Here is a 20,941-nt window from a genome sequence, read left to right on the forward strand (position 1 = left end):
TCTGTCCCATTTTATCTTATTTTATTATTATGTCAAAAACAGTCATTCTTACTCCAAATCGGCTAGTGAAGCCAGTTCTTCCCCCACTATTTTTTCAATTTGGGTTTTTAAAGCATAACGGTCTTTTTTATTAGAAATATAAGCTTGCAGACATTTTTCTAATTTTTGGCTGAACTGTGATTCTGCTTGACTGCCTTGATTGTTGACAAAGCGTTTTAATTTGATAATATCGTCGTCATTCATAATGGGATGCACAACAATCAGAGGAAAACGGCTGTCTAAGGCATCACTGGTTGAAATAACCATATCTGCTTCCATAATATCATTAACGCTGTGGAACTGTTCAGAGGTTAAAACAGCTTCGATTTGACAGTTGTGCAGATGCGTTCGGCACTGACTGAGAAGCAGTTTCTGTACACCGATACCCTCATCACACACCAGAACAACCCTCTTTTGATTCTGAACGATCTTGTCCTGTCTTTGCAGTTCTCCGCCCAGATGGATTGTAAGATAAGCGATATCGTCGTCTGTCATACGAATCAGCCACGCTTCTTCTAAAATAGGAACACAAGCTTTAGTCATCGCAAATAAATCACTGTATTTTTCTTTGATGTGTTTGGTTAAAGGGTTCACCGACAAAACCCCGTAAGTTTTTCGGTAGAGCATAGCCTTGCAATGTGTTAACAGCTGGTTCAGCAGATAATCAGGGTTTTCGAACTCCAGGCCGTAGCGCTGCTGAATTTGGTTAAGAAATTCTTCCAAAACAGCACGCATTTCATCATAGTCACGGCTTTCAAGATGACTGTCACGATCTTTGCGAAAAGAGAGCAAAAGCATAGCAATCAAGCTGATTTCAACATCGTCCAGCTGCAGTGCAAAGGCAGCCGACAGGCCGGCAGCAATCTCACGAGCCAGCTGGTATTCTTTCCTTTGCCATGTCATACTAAAATCTCTTCTGACCGCTTCTTTTTCAGAATCTGTCAGATCAATGCTGCGATAGCTCAGCAGCAAATAAGGCAGAACCTGTACCATAAACTGGCTGTCCTGAGCATTGAGCGTTTTCCCTAACCTTTCCTGAGCGGAAGAAAGCTGCTGCTGGAGGTAGGCTGTCACTTCATCAGAAAAATAACTGTTAAAACCTGTTAAATCAATGATTCTATCCCTAACAATGTCAACAAAGTTTTTATTCCCCTCAGTGTAAATCGTGTAGAGCAGCCGGTATAAAAACTGAATTTTTGACAAAGGATGGCATTTTAAATAATAGCCTCTGGCTTTAGTAACTTGCAGCTGAATATCATATTCATCAGTCATCAGCTTATGACGAATGTCATTGAGATCATTGAGAATGGTGTTGCGCGATACCGCATTTAACTGCATCAGCTGATCAATGGTTACCCGCTTTTTAGAAACAGCAATGTAAGTCAAAGTCAGCTGGATACGTTCTTCTACACTCATCACATAGCTGTACTCATCCAGCTGTTCCAAAAGTTCCTGACAAGCTGCTTTTTGCTCTTTATTCAGGACAATGCCAACCCGCGGATAGCTGATTATCTTTTCCACCCCATTAGGCAGAGCCTCATTAATTTTTTCTAAATGATAATAAATTTTTCGTCTGGACTGGTTGAGTTTCTTGGAGATTGCCATAACAGTCTCAGGTTCATTAAGACTCAGCAGATAAGACAGGAGGGCATAGCTTTTTTTATCTAATATAATCATTGTTCTCCCTCAAGTTAAGATACAAAGGCCGTGAAGAACGCAAAAGGAAAATGACGGTAAGCCAGAAATCTATGATTTCGTCTGCGCACCTCTGCCAGGATGACTAGGGAGCGAGACAGAACCCCAGACCATAACGTTCGATGTCTCGCCCCCGCAAAGCCTAGCAGACATTTTAAAGCTTTGAAAAAGCGGCTAAAATGACGCTAGGCTACTGCGTCTTGTACGTAACACCGACAAAATTAAGGATTAGTTTTAAAATTATCCTTTAGATCTGTCTATGGGCTGCAAAGACGACAAAGCCTTCAGTCAGCTACGGCTGATGGTAGCCAGAAATCTGTACTTTCGAGCGGGCGCACCCGTCATTTGCCGATATTCCTATAATTGTGCCTCTTTTTACGGCGGAACTTAGGCTGTGCTGTGATTTTTAAAACCTCTACTAACAATAGTATAATATAAAAATATTTATTTTTTCGCATTTCAACTTGAGGAATAAGTCAATTTGCTCATTGATAAAAATGCGGCTGACGGCCAGCTCTTAAGTTTTCCTTATTCGTTTTCGCTGCACATTAGCCTTAAGTGAAACCGGCTAAGAGATTAAGGAGCTGAGACAGATAACTGTCCCAACTCGCTTTTGTCTGTTAATGATCAGCACCCTTTTGTCCGTAATAAGCATTCGGTCCGTGCTTGCGCAGATAGTGCTTGTCCAAAATATACTGAGGAGCCGGCTGAACATGCGGATTAATTTGTTCCGTCAGCCGATTCATGCGGGCTACTTCTTCTAAAACAACACTGTGATAGACTGCCTGATCAGGATCTTTCCCCCAAACAAACGGACCGTGATTGCGGACAACAATGCCAGGAACAGCCACAGGATCGAGTCCGCGCTCCTTAAAGGTCTCAATAATAACCGTTCCTGTCTCCTTTTCATAAGCGGTATTCACTTCATCAGGAGTTAGAGAACGGGCGCAGGGAATCGGGCCGTAAAAATAGTCAGCATGGGTCGTTCCATAGAAAGGAATGTCCCGCCCTGCCTGAGCCCAGCCGACAGCTTCTGTTGAATGTGTATGGACAATGCCGCCGATCTCTGCAAAAGCCTTATAAAGCTGAACATGGGTCGGCAGGTCGGACGATGGGTTGAGATCCCCTTCAATCACATTACCGTCAAGGTCTGTCACAACCATATTTTCCGGTGTCAGTTTTTCATAATCAACACCGGAAGGCTTGATAACAATACGGCCGCCTTCACGGTCAATTTCTGACACATTGCCCCAAGTGAATTTAACCAAACCATGAGCCGGCAAAGCAATATTTGCTTCATAAACGCGCTGTCTCATAGCCTCTAGTGATTTAACCATTTATTTTAACCCCGCTTTCTCAATCAAAGGATAGAGAAAATCCTGAGCGGCCTTGATGGCCTTTTCCGTTTCCTCTACCGTTTCACAATTTTCAGACCACATTTCCAGTAAAAACGGGCCTTGGTAGTTAATGTCTTTTAAAACAGCAAACATCTCTTCCCAGTTGACACAGCCAGCCCCAAAAGCAACGTCACGGAACTGTCCCTTGCTTTCATGCGTAACAGCATAGGTATCCTTTAGATGCAGGGCAGCAATCGAACGATGGCCAAGGAAAAATTCACTGTAAATATCATTATGCCAAGCTGAGACATTGCCTGTATCCGGATAAACAAAAAGATAAGGAGAATCAATTTCTTTTTCAACTGCCAAATATTTTTCAATAGAATTGATAAAAGGATCATCCATAATCTCGATAGCCAGAATGACCTGAGCCGCCTCGGCCCAGTCGCAGGCCTTGCGTAAGTTTTTGAGAAAGCGCGACCGTGTCTGCGCAGTTTTTTCTTCATAGTAAACATCATAACCGGCCAGCTGGATAACCCGAACCCCTAAGTCCTGAGCCAGTTCAATGCATTTCCGCATCGTTTCTAAAGACCTGGCTTCAACCTCAGGTTTGCCGGAGCCTAAAGGGTAACGGCGGTGTCCCGAAAAACAGATAGTGGGAATCCGAACACCGGTTTCATAAACGGCCTTTACCAAATCAAGACGCTCTTCCTTACTCCAGTCCAGTCTGGCCAAGCGATCATCGCTTTCGTCAATCGACATCTCAACAAAATCAAATCCTAACTTTTTAGCAAAATGGAGCCGTTCCCGCCAGGAAAAGAATTTAGGTGTCGCCTTTTCATAAATACCAATAGGACGAGTCATTGAGTCACCCCCAAATCCGTTTGATTTCATCTTTAAAGGCCCGTGCTGCCGCTGCCGGATCGTCAGCTTCAGTAATGCCCCGGCCTGCAATAAAGGTAAAGACATCAACCCCTTCAAAGAGTTTCAGGGTATCAACCGACAGACCGCCTGTTACTGAAACGCGGAAGCCCATTTCAATGAGTTTTTTGACCTTGCTGAGATCTTTTTCTCCCCATGTTTCGCCTGCAAGCAGGGCATCCCGCGACTGGTGGTAAATAGCCTGTGAAATACCGGCATCCAGCCATTGCTGTGCTTGTTCATAGGTCCAGTCCCCGTATAATTCAATCTGGATTTCACCGCGTTCGCCGCGAACGGCCTCAATAGCCTTACGGGCCGCCTCCATAGTTGGAATGGTCGCACAGCAGATACAGGTCATCCAGTCAGCACCGCGTTCTGCATTATTTTTAGCAACTGTACCGCCTGCATCAGCACATTTTGTGTCGGCCACAATCCACTTATCTGGAAAAAGGCTGCGCAGGACTTCTACTAATTCACTGCCGACTTGCAGCAGGCAAACTGTGCCGGCTTCAATAATATCCACTTCATGGCCCACAGACACGGCAGCCTTGACGGCTCCCTGCAAATCTGAATGGTCAAGCGCAACCTGTAAATTTGGAAGAGTTTTGGTCATTTTTATCATCCTTTCAATAGTATTAATCGTCAAAACAGCGAAATAGCTGAACTGCTCTGGCTTACAGACCGGCAGACCAGCTGACGGTTCCGCAAAGCTTCTTAAGAATCCAAGTCCAGTCCTTCAAGATAAGGGCTGTCTTTCGATTCTTCCACCATCGCTAAAACGTCCTCGGGAGTCTGACAGTTTACTAAACGTTCAATTGAATTGTCAAGTTCAAACAGAGCAATAATCTGCGGAATAGCCACAGAAGTATGAATTTCCGAACTGGTTGCCGCCAAAGCCAGAAGGACAGATACCTCTTTTCCGTCTGGAAAAACAACGGGTTTAGTGAGTGTCACTAACGAAAAGGCATCACGGTTGACGCCGGCTTCGGGACGGGCATGGGGCATAGCCATACCGGGCATCAAAATATAATAAGGTCCGTATTCATCAGTTGAATCAATGATGGCTTGGTAGTATTCTTCTTTAACGGCTCCGCTGTCAATTAAAGGATCGACAGACAGTCTGACCGCCTCCTTCCAGTCTTCTGCCGTCAGCCCCAGACGTATAGACTGGTTTTCTTTAAAAGCTTGTGCTAAATTCATTATCTTCCCTCTCTTTATGAAATATAATCTAACCTGTTTTGACTGCATAAAGCAGTTAAAACAGACTCTAATACTGGATTTCCTCTCAACCAAACAAGCTCTCCTGCAATGCTGCTGGTTAACAGGAAAGGTGCCCTCAGCAAAATTGAAAGCACCTTATTAAAATATCATTACAAAATAGCCTGTAATTTCGTCTTGATTTCGTTGTCATCCATCAAATTATCAAGGCCGACAAGGTGCCCGTCAGTACGGCCCTCCAGCTCCTTGATCAGGTGATTGGAAGCAACAACAATATCATAGCCTGAAGCTAAGCCTTTAGCTTCACCAACTGAACAGGAAGCCGATTCAATATTGGTAACCCCAAGCTGACGCAGAGCGTTTTCAACCTTCATTTTGATTACCATTGATGAACCCATCCCGTTACCGCAAGCTGTAAGTACTTTAACCATTTGTTTTTCCTCCTGTTTTTATTTCGTTTTCACCCTAAAACTTCCAATTTTCAGCCGAACGCTCTGTATTCTAGAGGCCGCTCCTAAAGACAGCTGCCAAAAATGCAAAACTCGAATACTCAGCCTTTTATCAGTCAGCATCGTATCGCTGCAGACATTTAGTCTGTCAAAACAGCCTTGGAAGCAGAACGCCATAGTCCTTCGCCCTGTTTTCAGCCCTGCTGTCAAACTCATTCTTCAGCCGGTGCATCACCGCGATAGTAAGCTTCTTTGTCCTTAGCTTTGATAAACTGAAGCTGAGGAATAGCAAGCAGGAAGGCACAGACAAGGATAAAGCCGATGATACCAATATATTTAAAGAGATAAGCAAAAGGTACCCAAGGGATTTCAAAGTCAATATTACCATGGTAGCCGCCGTAAGAAGCCAAACCAAGCAGGGAAACAGCCAAAGCGCCGACAGCCACCTGCAGAACCCCTGAAATAAAGGAAAGGACAACGGCTGCCTTCCAGCCGCCGCGTTTATCAGCATAAACTGCAATGGCAGCATTATCAAAGAAGACTGGAACGAAACCGGTAATGATCAGAACCGGATTTTTAAAGACAATTAGGAGCATAATGGTCACTAATTGACCGATCAGCCCTGTTGCAAAACCAAAGAGGGTAGCTGAAGCTGAACCGAAACCGTAAGATGCTGCAACGTCAACCGCCGGAAATGAACCTGGCAGCAGTTTAGCAGAAATCCCTTGGAATGCATTGGTTAATTCTGCGACGAACATCCGCACCCCCTGCATCAAAATAAAGAGATAAACGGAGAAGGTGAAAGCCGTAGAGACGACATACATAAAGAACGACTGTGTTTCCGGATTAAAGACGGTTCCTGTTGTGATAATATCAGGATCTGACATGATTTCCGGACCTAAAATATAAAGAATAGCACCGAAAAAGAATAGCATCAGCGTAGCCGAAGCGACAACCGTATCGTGGAAAATATTTAAGAAAGCCGGCAGTTTTAAATCATCCAGATTTTCTTCCCTTTTACCGAGTTTCGGTGCCACTTTATCAACAAACCAGATGGCAAACTGCTGTTGGTGGCCGATGGCAAACCCCCCGCCGCCAGTCAGGCGCTGCGTAGCTTCCACAGTCATATTAGAGCTGACAGCCCAGTAAAGACCGCAGACGACCCCAATAGCCACAGTTCCCCAGAACTGATTACGCAGTACCGGAATCAGTACAAGAACCATCAATGTTACAGTTGCGGCCTGCTGCACCATAATATGGCCGGTAATAAATAAGGTCCGAATTTTGGTTATTCTGCGCAGAGCAACCAGCAGGATATTTAGGAAAAAACCAATCAGCAGAGCTGTTGTGGCTGTTCCTACAAAAGCTGGGAATTGTTCTTCAATCAGAGTATTTGCTGCAGTCAGCCCAAAATAAGGATCAATAACAGCCGCACCGATATTAAACTTAGTGTTCAAAGCTGCCAGAATCGGCCGGAAAGTTGTAACCAGCCCAGAAGCTCCGACATTGAGAATCATATAGCCGACTGTCGCCTTAACAAATCCCGCAAAAACATCGTGCCACGGTTTTTTCAGCAAAATATAGCCGATCAAAACCAGAAGTCCGACGAAGAAAGCCGGTTGCTGCAAAATATTTTGCGAGAACCAGTTAAGAATACTTAGCAGTATATTCATGTTAACGACTCCTTTTCTAAATGTGCTTTGTTTTCTTATATCTTTATTATAGATTCTGAAAGCCTAAACAAAAAGACCAAGAAACACACAAGCATGTGTACAAAAATGTGCTGAAAGGTTTTTGACCAAAAGGCTGATAATCTTATTTCAAGACCTTAAAAACTATTTATAGAGGTTAAATAAAAGCCGACTGCCAGTGTCTGCTGTCCTTTAATCATCTCATCCGACTTAGACTTAACGTTTTTTAGCTACTGTCGCTATAAAATTAGATAAGTCGATCATTTGCTTGAGGGTAAACACACTGAGCTAATCTTTAAAAATGGGAAAACTAAAAAAGAGAGAACTGTAAATTTCTTTCAATGAAAAAATTCACAGTCTCTCTTTAAACAAAAATAAGCAATTCTTCTAACATAAGAAAAACCGGGACTTTTATTTAGCCCGGTCTTAAGAAGTTATTTTAAAACGGTCACAGTATTTGTACTTGGGCAGATAGGTTTAGTCTAATCCTTCCCACTGCCAGCCTTTAACCTCCGGAATATCATCACCATGCTCCCGAATATATTGGGTATGGTAAGCGATTTTGTCATCCATTATTTTGGCAAAATCAGCTGCCTTATCTCCCAAAACAGCCACAGCAGCATCCTGTGCCAGGTGGAAGCGATCCAATTCAGACAGGACACGCATATCAAAAGGTGTGGTAATATCTCCGTTTTCTCGGTAGCCATGGACGTGAAGATTGTGGTTGCGTCGGGTGAAAAAGATATCCCGAATCATTCCTTCATAGGCATGAAAAGCGAAAATAACAGGTTTGTCTTTTGTAAAGACGGCATCAAATGCAGCATCGCTTAAACCTCGTGAATCGACATCTGGATGGCGGAGCTTAAGTATATCAACAACATTGACAAAGCGAATTTTCAGATCCGGGAAAGCCTTATGCAAAATCGTAATAGCAGCCAAGGCCTCTAGGTTCGGTTCCGTTCCAGCAGCAGCAAAGACCACATCCGGCTCCTGCCCTTTATCAGTCGATGCCCAATCAATAACCTTATAACCTTGTTCAGCCAGTTCTTCTGCTTCCTTGACGGAATAAAATTGAGGACGGGGATGTTTTGACGTCACAACTAAATTAATTTTATCCTCTGACTGCAGCGCCTTGTTCATTACAGCCAGCAAAGAATTGGTATCCGCCGGCAGGTATTCTCGAATAAATTCCAGTGTCTTTTCAGACAGATGAGTCAGAATACCCGGGTCTTGGTGGGTATAGCCATTATGATCCTGCTGAAAAACAGTGGAAGTAGAGATTAAATTTAAAGACGGATAATTCTTGCGCCAGTTCGTATGTGTTTTCGATTTACGCAGCCATTTAAAGTGCTGAGTAATCATCGTATCTACCACGCGCAAAAAGGATTCATAAGAAGCAAAGAAACCGTGGCGTCCCGTTAAAACATAGCCTTCCAGCATTCCCTCAGCCTGATGCTCAGACAGCTGGGAGTCAATCACGCGCCCGACCGGACTAAGCCATTCGTCATAAGTCTCATCCCTGCGAGCCAGCCACTGCCGGTCCGTTTTAGTGAACACTTCATTCAGCCGATTGGATTTTGATTCGTCCGGACCAAAAATACGAAAATGATTTGGATTTGCTTCCACTAAGTCGGCAGCATACTTCCCGAATTCTATCATATCTTGAGCAATGGCAGCACCTGGATTTGCAGTATCTACAGCAAATTTTTTCCAGTCGGCAGTGTCTATCGGCTTAAGGATGCCGGCATTAGTAATTGGATTAGCAGACATCCGCCGGTCTCCTTTAGGAGAAATGGCAGCGACATCAGGAACCAATCGGCCGGCCTCATCAAACAGTTCTTCCGGCCGGTAAGAGTTCAGCCACTTTATCAGAGCATCTGCTTGTTCCATATGCGCGGAATCGACAGGAATCGGAACCTGATGGGCACGAAAACCGCCTTCAATAGGTGCACCTTGCCATTCTTTAGGGCCTGTCCAGCCCTTAGGAATACGTGCAATAAGAACCGGCCATTGGGGCATACTGGCTTGTTCAGCCGGATGCTGCCGGGCCGCTGCCTGAATGGATTTTATCTTTTCAACAGCCTGATCCAGTTTTTCGGCCATCAGCTGATGAGCAGCCAAATCGGGAGTCTTAACATCTACAAAAATAGGATCCCAGCCCAGGCCTTGGAAGAATTGCTGCAGTTCTTCATCTGTACGGCGGGCAAAAATAGTCGGATTGTGGATTTTTCCGCCATTGAGATACAAAATCGGCAAAACTGCCCCATCATTAACAGGATTGATGAAGGTGTTCGACAGCCAGCCTGCCATCAAAGGGCCTGTTTCTGCCTCGCCATCTCCAATAACAGTTGCTGCAATAACATGAGGATTGTCTAGTACGGCACCAGCTGCATGTGACAGCGCGTAGCCCAATTCTCCGCCTTCATGAATGGAGCCCGGAGTTTCAGGAGCAGCATGCGAAGCGATTCCTCCAGGGAAAGAGAATATTTTGCACAGTTTGGTAAAACCAGCTTCAGTTTGGGGAATGTCAGGATTTAATTCCGTATAACGGCCGTCTAAATAGGCATTTGCGACCATCACTTGGCCTCCATGGCCGGGACCTTCAATATAGAACATGTCCAAGTCATATTTATTAATGACGCGGTTAAGATGGGCATAGATAAAATTTTGCCCCGGAACGGTTCCCCAGTGTCCAATTGGGTGAGCCTTAAGGTCATTTTTCACGAGCTCTCTTTTTAAAAGAGAATTGTCCTTGAGGTACATTTGTGCAGCTGAAAGATAGTTGGCTGCGCGCCACCAAGCGTCAACCTTTTTTAAGTAGTCTTCTGATTCATAGGTCATAAGTTTTCTCCTTGTGATTTTTTGAGCATAGCTCTTTTAAATAAAGGGGCGGGACGAGAATCAGCAGATGCGGGGAATCCATTGTTCGTCCCACCCCATACAGTCGGCTGAACCGTCCTTTCCTTTGCCTAGGCAAGGAAGGCGATCAGACAACTTTTGCGTTTTATGTTTAAACCGGTATACTGTAAGACTTTGAGGTCCTTTTTACTCAAAGCCTGATTGTAGGCTGAAAGTCAGCATCAGTCTGCCTCATACACGTTTTTAAGAAAGAACCGGTTAGGTTAGACAGATAAATTTCCTGTGAACAAACCAGCAGCAGGCCTGTTCTTTCTTTTTTTCAGTTAGTCTAACTCTCCGGGATTGGAGGCAATCAAAACTTTCAGTTCTTTACCGGCCATCATCGCCTCAAAAGCATCGCGCCAATGTTCCAAATCAAAGACAGCAGTCACCATTTTTTCTTCATCGATAGCCCCTTTGCCTTCCAAATGAATGGCTATGGGCCAGTCATACGGGTTCTGTGAACGCGATCCCTGATACAGAATTTCATGCTGAATAATGGTTCTTTCATCCAGCTCGTTCAAGTCTTTAGCGAACAGCCCAACTTGCTGCAGGACCCCTCCTTTGCGAATCAAAGGGAGAGCTGCATTGACTGCTGGGATAGCACCGGAACAGTCATAAACCTTATCCACACCCACGCCATCAGTTACCTCTCTTATAATTTGCGCCAAGTCTTCTTCCTGTGTATTAACGACAATATCTGCCCCTAATTCTTTTGCAATCTGCAGCCTGTCTGCATCTTTAGTCACCCCTGAGACAATAGTAAAGGCGCCGATTTCTTTGGCAATCTGCAGAGACAGCAGCCCCATTGGCCCAGGTCCGATAATCAGGATAGTATCGTGAAAATCAAGCGGTGTCAGCTGATACATGGCATGCACACAGGAAGCTAGAGGTTCAGACATAGCAGCCAGTTTGTAGCTGACATTATCCGGAAGGATATGGACACTTTCCTCCCGTGTCAAAACATAATTGGCCATGCTTCCAAAGGCTTTTGTCCCAATTCCCGACCGCTTTTCACACAAGTTATACTTTTTCTCTTTACAGTAAGTACAGGTCCCGCAGGTATCAAAGGTTGTCTCACTGGTTACACGGTCTCCTACTTTGACTTTTGTGACCTCTTCTCCGACAGCTACTACCTGTCCTGAGAATTCATGTCCTAAAACCAAAGGCGTAACAGCATTTTTATATTCCCCTTTATAGGTGTGAATGTCTGTTCCGCAGATACCTGTATAGGCCACTTTCATCAACACACGGTCCCCTTTTACCTCAGGAACATCAATCTCTTCCAAAGACATATGATCAAAACCGGGTGCTGATTTTAAAACAGCCTTCATTTTTTTAGGAATACTCATTTTCATCTCCTCCATACCCATCATTTATAAGATTATCAGAATGCCTTTTAAAAAACGGAGTTAATCAATTCTGACAGCTTCAGGAAAATCCAGTTCAATAAGTTCCCGCCTGTATCAAAATTGGAAATTTGCGAAGCCCCCTTAGGAAATTTAATGACACCTTCTGCCATTTGGGTAAGTACAGGCGCATAGTCTGTTGCCATCCACAGAGCAAAGGTAATCACGACTGTCAAAGCAATAACAGAGTGTAAAATGTTACCCTTTCGTGTAGGCACAACCAAAGCAGCGAAAAATGGAATAGTCGCTAAGTCAGCAAAAGGCAGGACGCGGTTCCCTGGAAGCAAAACAGCAATCAAGAGAGTAATGGGAACCATCAGGAGCCCCGTTGACAATGCAGCAGGTGAGCCGGTTGCCAGTGCTGCATCCATCCCTAAGAAAATTTCACGATCGGCATAACGTTTTTGAAGCGTAGCCTGAGCGGCTTCCTGAATCGGAATAAGGCCTTCCATCAGAATCTTGACCATACGAGGCAGAATAAACATGACTGCTCCCATAGCCATGGCTGTCTGCAGAATTCTTGTGATATCATAACCGCCTAAAATAGCCATAGCACCACCGATGATAATCCCCATAATCATCGGCTCTCCAAAAATACCAAAGCGTTTTTGAATCGTCTCAGGTTCGACATCCAGTTTTCCAATACCGGGAATCTTGCTTACTGCCCAAGCAATCGGTATCCCAAGAAGCGCATAGCCCTGAGCTGAGCCGGTTGTTATCGAAACCCCTTCAAGCCCATAATAGTCCTGAACATAAGGAGCTGTTTTGTCTGCAATAATCTGGACAATGACAGTATAGCCGATACCGCAGACAATACCCCAGAAAAAGCTTTTAGTTACAATATAACCGGTCGCAGCTGCCGCACTCATATGCCAATAATTCCAGATATCAATATTAAGTGTTTTGGTCCAGTTAAAAGCCAGCATAATAAGATTCACTGCTAAGATAACCGGTATCATGACTGCTGCAATCGGCTGGGCCCATGTCGCTGCCGCAACAGCTGGCCAGCCCGCATCTACAATTGTCAGCTCTAAACCAAACCGCTCAACCATAGCCTGAGCTGCAGGACCGACATTATCGGACAAAAGCCCTAATACCAGACTAATTCCCAGCATCCCTATCCCTACAGTTAAGCCTGACGTGATAGCATTTCGGATAGGCACCCGAAAAATAACAGCTAAGGTAAAAATGATTATCGGAAGCACTACGCTTGATCCCATATTCAAAATACCTTGAACAACAGTTGTTAACGTATCCATAACCCACTCCTTTTATAAGATACAAAGGCCGTGAAGAACGCAAAGAGAAAATAGGCGTCCGACCGCTGAGTCACTAAAGACTCAAGAGAGGACGGTCTTTTTCTCACAGCGTTTAGGCCGTGTTCAATTTACAAGATACAAAGGCCGTTAAAAGAGCAAAGCAAAAATAGGAAAATTGACGAAGAGTCGCTGAGACTTTAGGAAATTTTATACTCACAGAGTAGCCACACTCGTAAGTCGTTGACGCCTCCAACAATTGCGTCTCTTTTTTGCACCGCTCTTAGGCCGTGTTCATTTCCAACAAGATTCAAAGCCCGTTTAAAGCTCACAGCAAAAATGACGGTAAGCCAGAAATCTTCGATTTCGTCTGCACACCTCTGCCAAGACGACAAAGCCTTCAGACGGCTACGGCTAGACAATGATTAAAAATCAGAATTCAGCTTGGTCCATTCTTTTTTGCAAAGAGTTTAGGCGTGTTCAGTTCAACAAAGATAGTAACCAGATGTTTTCTCACTGGCGGGCCTGTATTTTGGCAGCTTCTTCTAAAATTTGGGCTTCAACCTTGTCTTGTCCAATTCCAGTTAAGAATGCCATTGCTTTTATTGCCGGTATTTTATACTCTGTAGGCAGCATCGTTGTTGTAATCAGCATATCATTTGAATCCTGCTTAGAAACAGCCTCTGCTATTTTAATCTGTGTAATTTGTGCATCAATCTGATTGCGGGCAAATAAATCTTCAATCTTTTTCATAACAACTGTAGAAGTTGCTATACCTGCTCCACAGGCTACCAGTACTCTAACTTTTGACATAATCAATCTCCTCTCAACAAGATACAAAAGCCGTTAAGAACGCAATGGGAAAATAGGGGGCTGACTGACGAATCGCTAGATTCTAAGTCAGGACATCTTTTTCCCGCAGCGTTTAGGCCGTGTTCAGTTCCAACAAGATACAAAGGCCGTTAAGAACGCAATGGGAAAATAGGGACAGTCGGGCGATGACTCGCATCGCGACGGATATCATTCTTTTCACTAGGATTTTAAGCCGTGTTCCATTTAAATGTTATTTGTTTTTACTATCGTTACAATATCATCTGCAGAATGTGCTTCTCTCATTCGTGCCAATACTTCTGAGTTCTGCAGCAGCCCCATTAACGACTGAAGCATTTCAAGCTGGGCATGAGGCTCTTTCAGCCCTAAGATAAAAGCAATTTCCGCAGCTACCGATTGATTAAAATCTTCCATGCTGACAAAGGCAACCGGGTCAGTTGTGACAATAGCAACAAATTCTTTTTTGATGCATTCAGCATCAGTATGAGGGATAGCGACACCCATTGTTTCTAACTGCAGGCCTGTAGGGAAATTTCTTTCACGTTCTATGATTTTTTCAAGAAAGCTTTTATGGACATAGCCCAAGTCGAAAGATTCTTGATAAATCTTCTGAAACAGAGCGCTCTTTGAGTCAAAATGTTCATTGACAAAAATTAGTTTGGGTGTGATATAATCCCGAAGTTTCATTTTTTCAGTCATACGGTTCCTCCCTTCCATTAGCTTCCTTAATTTACAATCGTTCCATAAAATCAGAGACAGTCGTCGAATGCCATAATTGATCAATATAATCTGAACTGTCAATTTTTGAATAAAGGCTGATAAGGGCATCCTTATAAAAAAATTCATCTTCCTGAGACATGGAAATTAGCATAATCACTTTGACCATATTGCTGCCCCAGCGAATCGGTTTTTTCAAAGTCATAATCACTAATTGGGACTCACTTACAGCAATTGACAGGGCATGCGGAAGCGCTATGCCGGTATAGACACTGGTACTCCCTAAGTCTTCTCGGATCTGGATAGACTGACGGTATGACTGATTCTTACGATTTTGAGGTGCTGATTTCTCTACAAGAAAATCGATACAGTCATTAGCAGTCCCCTTATCCACTTTTAAAAAAACATTGTCCCCAATCAGCTGCTGAATCAAAGATTTTGTGTAAGCTTCTTTGCTTTCTATAACGGATAAAACCCGTCTGTTTCCCTTTTGAAGCTGCAAATAGCGGCTTTGCAGATTTTCTAAATCAGCATCGGTCAATATAGGACTGATAAAAATAATCTTAGAAGCATCCATATCTGTATCTGACAGTGAAATAGAACTGATAATCATATCGGCCTGCTCAATTTTAGTTTGAGTCAGTTCACTAGCATCAATTTTGACCAAATGGTCAAAATTGGATATGACATGCGAGAGTGACCTTATATTCAGCTCAGTCGTTGCCAACCCCTGAGGACAGACGACATAGATCAGCAAAGGCTTAGCTAATTTTTCAATGGCAATTTCAAAGTGTACAGTTAAAAACGCCATTTCCCCATCAGTCATATCGATAGAAAATGTATCCGAGAGTTCACGGCAGGACAGCCAAACAATATTGTAGAGAACGCTATACTTTTTTTTGATTTCTTCTGTGATATCACTGCTGACAATAATCTTATTTTTCAAACGGAAAATCATTGGCTGAACATGGCTGATTAACATCTTAAACAGATGGCGATCTTGTCTCAAATCAATACTGAGAAGCCGACTAACACGATCGATCAAATTGCTGATAATACTGTTAATCTGGTCTCCAACAATCAAATCCTTGGTTTCATAGCCGACAGATAATAAAGTATAAGACAGGTTAATAATCTCTAACAGCGGCATTGAGTTATCTTTAAAATAAAGATACTCCCTGAATAAGTCACAGGCAAAAGTATAGACCTCATAGTAAGAAAGTTTGTCAACAAAATTTATATTGTCATTGAGGGCAAATGTATGACCGTTTACATAACGCATCTTTGCAACCAATAAGTCGACAATGAGATAAATGCTGTACTGTTCACTTAAAGTAAAGTGATAGACTTCCGCATAATGATTGACAATTGACATGACACGCTCTATTTCCTCTTTGGAGAAGAAATAGGTAAAGCGCTTAGTTTGAGTAATGCTGGATAGATCTAAATGGAATTCTGCTATCAGGTAATTCCTCAGAAAAGTCCGAATTTCCTGCTCTTGTCCGACAATATGATATTTGCCATTACGACGTTCCATGCGAATACGATAGTCAGCAAATTTATTTTCTAATTTACCGATGTCTCTTCTGACAGAGGTTTCACTGACAAAGTACTGAACGGACCAGTCGATAATGTCTACTTCTTTTTCATCAAAGAAAAGGGACTTCAGCAGCAAATATTCTCTGGATATATCGTTGATTTCTTCTGCATGGAAATGAAAATGGTTTAACAAATCCGCAAGATGCTTTTTTTCATTGGCATCAACAGCCAAGCGTATTCCTCTTCTAGGAATCTTTTCAATTTTATTAGACAGCTCTTCGATCTCACTATTTAAGAAAGACAAATCTGAGTAAATTGTCTTAGTTGAGACAGAATATTTATCAGCCAGTGTTTTACCTGTAATAAACTGTTCTGTCAGCAGCAAATCTCTCAAAATGCTTATCTGTCTGTAATTCATCTCACCACCCCCTTTCATTAGTCTGTTTTGTTCCATTATAAGGGTTTACCTGTGTAAGACAAAGCCAATATTTTTCTTCATTAATGCGGAAGCGCTGCCAACCTTGATGTTGTTGCTATTGTTGTTATTCAGCGAATTCAGCTTTTGACCGTCACTAGTCCGTCAGATGGATCGTATGGCAAGATACACAGGCAGCGTAGCATAAATCTCCCGGTCCAAGTTTATTCTAATAGCACACAATCCGATATTGCTTTGTCAGTTTATAAAAATAAGCATCAGATAGCAAAAAACACCTCTAAAGCTGAAAATAAAGTTCAGCTTTAGAGGTGCGCTTCAAATTCAAGTTTCAATCATTTTATTCTTAAAAAGCAGTCGACGCTCTCATCCTCAGCTATTGGCCCAAACGCTCTCCAAAATATTTGTTTGGTCTCGGCCCGGCCCGACTGAAAATGTTGAAATGCGTACACCGACCAGCTCACCGATGCGGCGCACATAATGCCGGGCATTTTCCGGCAGTTCTTCTAGGCTCCTAGCCTCCGTTATATCCTCCGTCCAACCCGGCAGTTCTTCATAAATCGGCTGACAGCGCTTGAGCTGCTCCAGACTGGCCGGATAATGATTAATCCGTTTGCCGTCCAGCTCATAAGCCACACAAATCTTAACCGTCTTAAGACCTGAAAGCACATCAATACAGTTCAGGGACAGATTTGTAATCCCCGAAACTCTGCGGCTGTGCCGCATCACAACTGAGTCGAACCAGCCGACCCGGCGCGGCCGGCCTGTTGTCGTTCCATACTCATGGCCTATATCCCGAATGCGGTCCCCTACTTCATCAAACAGTTCTGTCGGGAAAGGTCCGTCTCCGACTCGGCTGGTGTAGGCTTTACAAACCCCAACGACCTTGTTGATTTTACTTGGACCGACACCTGAACCAATCGTTACGCCGCCGGCAACCGGATTAGATGAGGTCACAAATGGATAGGTTCCCTGATCGATATCAAGCATAACCCCTTGTGCGCCCTCGAAAAGCACTCGTTTGCCGGCATCGAGAGCATCATTGAGAATCACAGAAGTATCGGTCACATAGTTTTTAATCCTTTGGCCATAAGCATAATATTCGTCAAAAATATCGGCAAAAGTCATCTCAGCACAGTCATACATCTTTTGAAAAAGGCGGTTTTTTTCAGCCAGATTAGCCTGCAGCCGCTCAGCGAAAATATCTTTATCTAAAAGATCGGCAATCCGAATACCGACACGCGCAGCTTTATCCATATAAGCCGGCCCGATCCCTTTATTTGTCGTGCCGATTTTATTGTCCCCTTTAGCTTCTTCCTGCAGCTGATCAAGTTTAATATGATAAGGAAGAATAACATGAGCCCGATCTGAAATACGCAAGCTCTCAGTCGCGACTCCCTCCTGATGCAAATAATCCAGCTCCTCAACCAAAGACTTGGGATTGATGACTACCCCATTGCCGATAACAGAGATTTTTTCCGGAAAAAAAATTCCTGAAGGGATCAGATGGAGTTTAAAGGTCTTATCATCAATCACAATGGTGTGCCCGGCATTATCCCCGCCCTGATAACGGGCAATAACTTCGGCATCGGCCGATAGAAAATCTGTGATTTTCCCCTTGCCTTCATCTCCCCATTGCGTACCAACAACTACTACTGATGTCATACTTTTGTCACAGGCCTCTTCGGGCCTCTATCCTTTCTTGTCAGCATGGCAGGAATCCCACCTGCAGATTTGCCCTACAATTCATTATAGGAGATTTCTGAACATTTTTCAATATGCCGTAGTCAAACACTGCGTTTTCCCGAATAATCATGTAAACTAAAGATATACTGCTAGCAAGGAGAAAACTATGTCAAAAATAAATCATATTTTGCAAAACAGCCCCAGAGACATTCCCATTCTTCAGGCTACCTTTGGATTAGAGAGAGAAAGCCTCCGCATCAATTCTGATACTCATAAACTGGCCCAAAGCCCTCACCCTGAGTGTTTGGGCAGCCGGGACTTTCACCCCTATATTCAGACAGACTACAGCGAACCCCAGATAGAGCTCATCACTCCTATCGCTTCTTCAACGGCAGAAGCCCTGCGTTTTTTACAGGCTATCACCGATGTCGCGCAGCGCTCGCTGGATCAGGCTGAATACCTCTGGCCCTTATCTATGCCGCCGCAGCTTACAGAAGAAGAAATTGACATCGCACACCTGAACGATGACTTTGAATACCGCTACAGGGAATACTTAGCCGATGTTTACGGCAAAATTCTCCAATCTATGTCAGGAATCCATTATAATATCGAACTGGGTAAAGACTTGGTGCAGCTGCTTTTTGCAGAGAGCGGCTACAGCTCGCTGACGGCTTTTAGAAACGCTCTGCATCTGAAACTGGCACAGAATTTCCTGCGCTATCAGTGGCTTTTGACCTATCTTTACGGTGCCAGCCCGCTGGCTGAACCGGGTTCCCTCAAAGAAAAGCTGGAAAAACCTGTGCGCTCCATCCGCAACAGCCATTTAGGCTATATCAACCACGATGATATCAAGGTTTCTTATGACAGTTTAGAGCGCTATGTCACCGATATTGAAAGCTGTGTGGCAGATGGCCGTTTAATCGCCGAAAAGGAATTCTATTCTGCGGTTCGGCTGCGCGGCAGCAAGCATAACCGAGATTATTTGACCCAAGGTGTTACTTATCTGGAATTTCGCTGTTTTGACCTCAATCCCTATTCACCTGTCGGAATTGATCAGGAAACCTTGGATACTGTCCACCTCTTCAGTTTGGCATTGCTGTGGCTGGACAGCTTAGAGCAGGTCGACGCTGAACTGGCTCAAGCTCAAGAGCTGAATGATCGAATTGCCCTCAGTCATCCCTTGGAAAAACTGCCTGACGATGCTCCGCTGGCTGAAATCACAGAGGCTATGCAGGCTGTCATTACCCATTTTCAGCTGCCATCCTACTATCAGGAGCTGCTGGAAAAACTCTGCCGGCAAATAGACAGCCCGGCTCTGACAATCGCCGGCAAACTTTATCAGGAAGCTGAACAGGATTCATTGGCCCTTTTTGGACAAAAAAAGGGTCTGGAGCATCATGCTTATGCCTGGCAGGACCATTATGCTCTTAAAGGGTACGAGACTATGGAACTCTCTACCCAAATGCTGCTTTTTGATGCTGTTCAGAAAGGCATCCATTTTGACATTCTCGATGAAGCCGATCAGTTTATCAAACTCTGGCACGGCAAGCATTTCGAGTATGTCAAAAACGGAAATATGACCGCTAAAGACAATTATGTTGTTCCTTTAGCTATGGCCAATAAGACTGTTACGAAAAAAATTCTCAGAGAAGCCGGATTCCCAGTTCCAGGTGGTGCTGAATTTTCTGATAAAGACAGCGCTCTGCGCTACTATAAGCACATTCAAGACAAAGCTGTTGTTATTAAACCTAAATCTACCAACTTCGGATTGGGCATATCTATTTTTAAAGAAGCGGTCAGCTTAGAAGCTTACGAGAAAGCGTTAAATATTGCATTTGCCGAAGACAGTGCCGTCCTGGTTGAAGAATATATTGCCGGAACCGAATACCGCTTCTTTGTTTTAGACGGTCAGTGCGAAGCTGTCCTCCTGCGTGTTGCAGCTAATGTTGTCGGCGACGGCAGACATACTGTCCGGCAGCTCATAGACCGGAAAAACACTAACCCACTCAGGGGGCAGGACCACCGCTCGCCCTTAGAAATCATTCAGCTGGGAGAAGTGGAAAAACTCATGCTGGAACAGCAAGGCTACAGTCCGGACAGTGTACTGCCCAAAGATGTTAAGGTTTATCTGCGCAGAAACTCCAATGTCTCAACAGGCGGTGACTCCATTGACTGCACCGAAAACATGGATAAATCCTATAAAGAGTTGGCTGCTGCTATGGCTAAAGCCATGGGAGCCTGGGTCTGCGGCGTGGATCTTATCATTCCTGATAAAGAGAAACCTTCGACTGTGAAACAGCCTCGCTGCACCTGCATTGAGCTCAACTTCAATCCCTCTATGTATATGCATACTTACTGCCACGAGGGACCGGGTCAAGCTATCACCCCAAAAATCTTGGCCAAACTCTTCCCAGAAGTTTCTGTCAGCTCAGACGGCAAAAACTGAAATTTGAGATACAAGTATCCAAATCTGTTTACTTTACAGCCTTCTCACGGCCGGTGATCTTATCTGGACGCTTCTTAATTGCCAAGTATCTTCCTCAATAGTCCGCCCCCTGTAAGTCAAGCCATCCCTATAAACTGTGGCAAGCTGCGAGTGCTCTATAGCAGTCTAAAGCTAGAAATGGAAAGGGACAGAACTTTAAGCCCTAAGGTTCTGTCCCTCTCTTTTTCAACTAAGAAAACACACTCACCTCACGCTTAAAAACAAGATAGCTTGCTAAAAAGACTGACAGAAAAAATTGTTTTTTACATGATTTTTAGATAAAATAGAGGTAAGTTTGACGGGAGTTTTGAAGTTTGCAAAATGTCAAGAACAGGTT

The 20,941-nt window shown here is 43.9% G+C and carries 15 protein-coding genes; 1 reads left to right on the forward strand and 14 read right to left on the reverse strand.

The annotated features are described in order from the left end of the window. Positions 1 to 48: 48 nt before the first annotated feature. The 14 genes from DDV21_RS11090 to DDV21_RS11155 all read right to left on the reverse strand — a co-directional run bounded on the left by DDV21_RS11090 (position 49) and on the right by DDV21_RS11155 (position 18,098). Positions 49 to 1,716, reverse strand: a complete 1,668-nt coding sequence (locus tag DDV21_RS11090) for a BglG family transcription antiterminator (protein WP_116877839.1) — start codon at positions 1,714 to 1,716, stop codon at positions 49 to 51. A gap of 638 nt (positions 1,717 to 2,354) precedes the next feature. Further along, on the reverse strand, positions 2,355 to 3,071 hold the full coding sequence (locus DDV21_RS11095; RefSeq protein ID WP_116877838.1) for an L-ribulose-5-phosphate 4-epimerase: 717 nt from the start codon (positions 3,069 to 3,071) through the stop codon (positions 2,355 to 2,357). After that, positions 3,072 to 3,935, reverse strand: a complete 864-nt coding sequence (locus tag DDV21_RS11100; protein ID WP_116877837.1) for an L-ribulose-5-phosphate 3-epimerase — start codon at positions 3,933 to 3,935, stop codon at positions 3,072 to 3,074. Positions 3,936 to 3,939: 4 nt separating this feature from the next. Then, positions 3,940 to 4,605 (reverse strand): 3-keto-L-gulonate-6-phosphate decarboxylase UlaD, encoded by a 666-nt coding sequence (locus tag DDV21_RS11105; protein WP_116877836.1) that lies wholly within the window; start codon positions 4,603 to 4,605, stop codon positions 3,940 to 3,942. A gap of 101 nt (positions 4,606 to 4,706) precedes the next feature. Next, positions 4,707 to 5,192 carry a PTS sugar transporter subunit IIA gene (locus DDV21_RS11110; protein ID WP_116877835.1) on the reverse strand — a complete coding sequence of 162 codons (486 nt, stop codon included), beginning with the start codon at positions 5,190 to 5,192 and terminating at the stop codon, positions 4,707 to 4,709. A gap of 170 nt (positions 5,193 to 5,362) precedes the next feature. Beyond that, positions 5,363 to 5,641 (reverse strand): PTS sugar transporter subunit IIB, encoded by a 279-nt coding sequence (locus tag DDV21_RS11115; RefSeq protein WP_116877834.1) that lies wholly within the window; start codon positions 5,639 to 5,641, stop codon positions 5,363 to 5,365. A 230-nt stretch (positions 5,642 to 5,871) separates the two neighbouring features. Then, positions 5,872 to 7,332 carry a PTS ascorbate transporter subunit IIC gene (locus tag DDV21_RS11120; RefSeq protein ID WP_116877833.1) on the reverse strand — a complete coding sequence of 487 codons (1,461 nt, stop codon included), beginning with the start codon at positions 7,330 to 7,332 and terminating at the stop codon, positions 5,872 to 5,874. Between the two features lie 495 nt (positions 7,333 to 7,827). Continuing rightward, entirely contained in the window at positions 7,828 to 10,191 is a 2,364-nt protein-coding gene (locus tag DDV21_RS11125) for a phosphoketolase family protein (protein WP_116877832.1), read from the reverse strand. A 341-nt stretch (positions 10,192 to 10,532) separates the two neighbouring features. Next, positions 10,533 to 11,600 (reverse strand): zinc-binding dehydrogenase, encoded by a 1,068-nt coding sequence (locus DDV21_RS11130; RefSeq protein WP_162886323.1) that lies wholly within the window; start codon positions 11,598 to 11,600, stop codon positions 10,533 to 10,535. Between the two features lie 47 nt (positions 11,601 to 11,647). After that, positions 11,648 to 12,916, reverse strand: a complete 1,269-nt coding sequence (locus DDV21_RS11135) for a PTS galactitol transporter subunit IIC (protein WP_116877831.1) — start codon at positions 12,914 to 12,916, stop codon at positions 11,648 to 11,650. 510 nt (positions 12,917 to 13,426) lie between these two features. Then, positions 13,427 to 13,726, reverse strand: a complete 300-nt coding sequence (locus tag DDV21_RS11140) for a PTS sugar transporter subunit IIB (protein ID WP_116877830.1) — start codon at positions 13,724 to 13,726, stop codon at positions 13,427 to 13,429. Positions 13,727 to 13,969: 243 nt separating this feature from the next. Then, positions 13,970 to 14,443 (reverse strand): PTS sugar transporter subunit IIA, encoded by a 474-nt coding sequence (locus tag DDV21_RS11145; RefSeq protein ID WP_116877829.1) that lies wholly within the window; start codon positions 14,441 to 14,443, stop codon positions 13,970 to 13,972. Between the two features lie 31 nt (positions 14,444 to 14,474). Beyond that, positions 14,475 to 16,418: a BglG family transcription antiterminator gene (locus DDV21_RS11150; RefSeq protein ID WP_116877828.1), complete on the reverse strand. Its 1,944-nt coding sequence runs from the start codon at positions 16,416 to 16,418 to the stop codon at positions 14,475 to 14,477. A 387-nt stretch (positions 16,419 to 16,805) separates the two neighbouring features. Continuing rightward, positions 16,806 to 18,098, reverse strand: a complete 1,293-nt coding sequence (locus tag DDV21_RS11155) for an adenylosuccinate synthase (RefSeq protein WP_116877827.1) — start codon at positions 18,096 to 18,098, stop codon at positions 16,806 to 16,808. Between the two features lie 187 nt (positions 18,099 to 18,285). On the opposite strand from DDV21_RS11155, the gene gshAB reads away from it, so the two are divergent. Then, positions 18,286 to 20,565 carry a bifunctional glutamate--cysteine ligase GshA/glutathione synthetase GshB gene (gene gshAB, locus DDV21_RS11160; RefSeq protein ID WP_116877826.1) on the forward strand — a complete coding sequence of 760 codons (2,280 nt, stop codon included), beginning with the start codon at positions 18,286 to 18,288 and terminating at the stop codon, positions 20,563 to 20,565. The last annotated feature ends 376 nt before the right edge of the window (positions 20,566 to 20,941 follow it).

Origin of the sequence: Streptococcus chenjunshii (assembly GCF_003086355.1) — a bacterium.
GTDB lineage: Bacteria > Bacillota > Bacilli > Lactobacillales > Streptococcaceae > Streptococcus > Streptococcus chenjunshii.

Excerpts from the sequence above, each read along its gene's own strand:
- DDV21_RS11090 (WP_116877839.1), bottom strand. The coding sequence starts at position 1,716 with ATGATTATATTAGATAAAAAAAGCTATGCCCTCCTGTCTTATCTGCTG.
- DDV21_RS11095 (WP_116877838.1), bottom strand. The coding sequence starts at position 3,071 with ATGGTTAAATCACTAGAGGCTATGAGACAGCGCGTTTATGAAGCAAAT.
- DDV21_RS11100 (WP_116877837.1), bottom strand. The coding sequence starts at position 3,935 with ATGACTCGTCCTATTGGTATTTATGAAAAGGCGACACCTAAATTCTTT.
- DDV21_RS11105 (WP_116877836.1), bottom strand. The coding sequence starts at position 4,605 with ATGACCAAAACTCTTCCAAATTTACAGGTTGCGCTTGACCATTCAGAT.
- DDV21_RS11110 (WP_116877835.1), bottom strand. The coding sequence starts at position 5,192 with ATGAATTTAGCACAAGCTTTTAAAGAAAACCAGTCTATACGTCTGGGG.
- DDV21_RS11115 (WP_116877834.1), bottom strand. The coding sequence starts at position 5,641 with ATGGTTAAAGTACTTACAGCTTGCGGTAACGGGATGGGTTCATCAATG.
- DDV21_RS11120 (WP_116877833.1), bottom strand. The coding sequence starts at position 7,332 with ATGAATATACTGCTAAGTATTCTTAACTGGTTCTCGCAAAATATTTTG.
- DDV21_RS11125 (WP_116877832.1), bottom strand. The coding sequence starts at position 10,191 with ATGACCTATGAATCAGAAGACTACTTAAAAAAGGTTGACGCTTGGTGG.
- DDV21_RS11130 (WP_162886323.1), bottom strand. The coding sequence starts at position 11,600 with ATGAGTATTCCTAAAAAAATGAAGGCTGTTTTAAAATCAGCACCCGGT.
- DDV21_RS11135 (WP_116877831.1), bottom strand. The coding sequence starts at position 12,916 with ATGGATACGTTAACAACTGTTGTTCAAGGTATTTTGAATATGGGATCA.
- DDV21_RS11140 (WP_116877830.1), bottom strand. The coding sequence starts at position 13,726 with ATGTCAAAAGTTAGAGTACTGGTAGCCTGTGGAGCAGGTATAGCAACT.
- DDV21_RS11145 (WP_116877829.1), bottom strand. The coding sequence starts at position 14,443 with ATGACTGAAAAAATGAAACTTCGGGATTATATCACACCCAAACTAATT.
- DDV21_RS11150 (WP_116877828.1), bottom strand. The coding sequence starts at position 16,418 with ATGAATTACAGACAGATAAGCATTTTGAGAGATTTGCTGCTGACAGAA.
- DDV21_RS11155 (WP_116877827.1), bottom strand. The coding sequence starts at position 18,098 with ATGACATCAGTAGTAGTTGTTGGTACGCAATGGGGAGATGAAGGCAAG.
- gshAB (WP_116877826.1), top strand. The coding sequence starts at position 18,286 with ATGTCAAAAATAAATCATATTTTGCAAAACAGCCCCAGAGACATTCCC.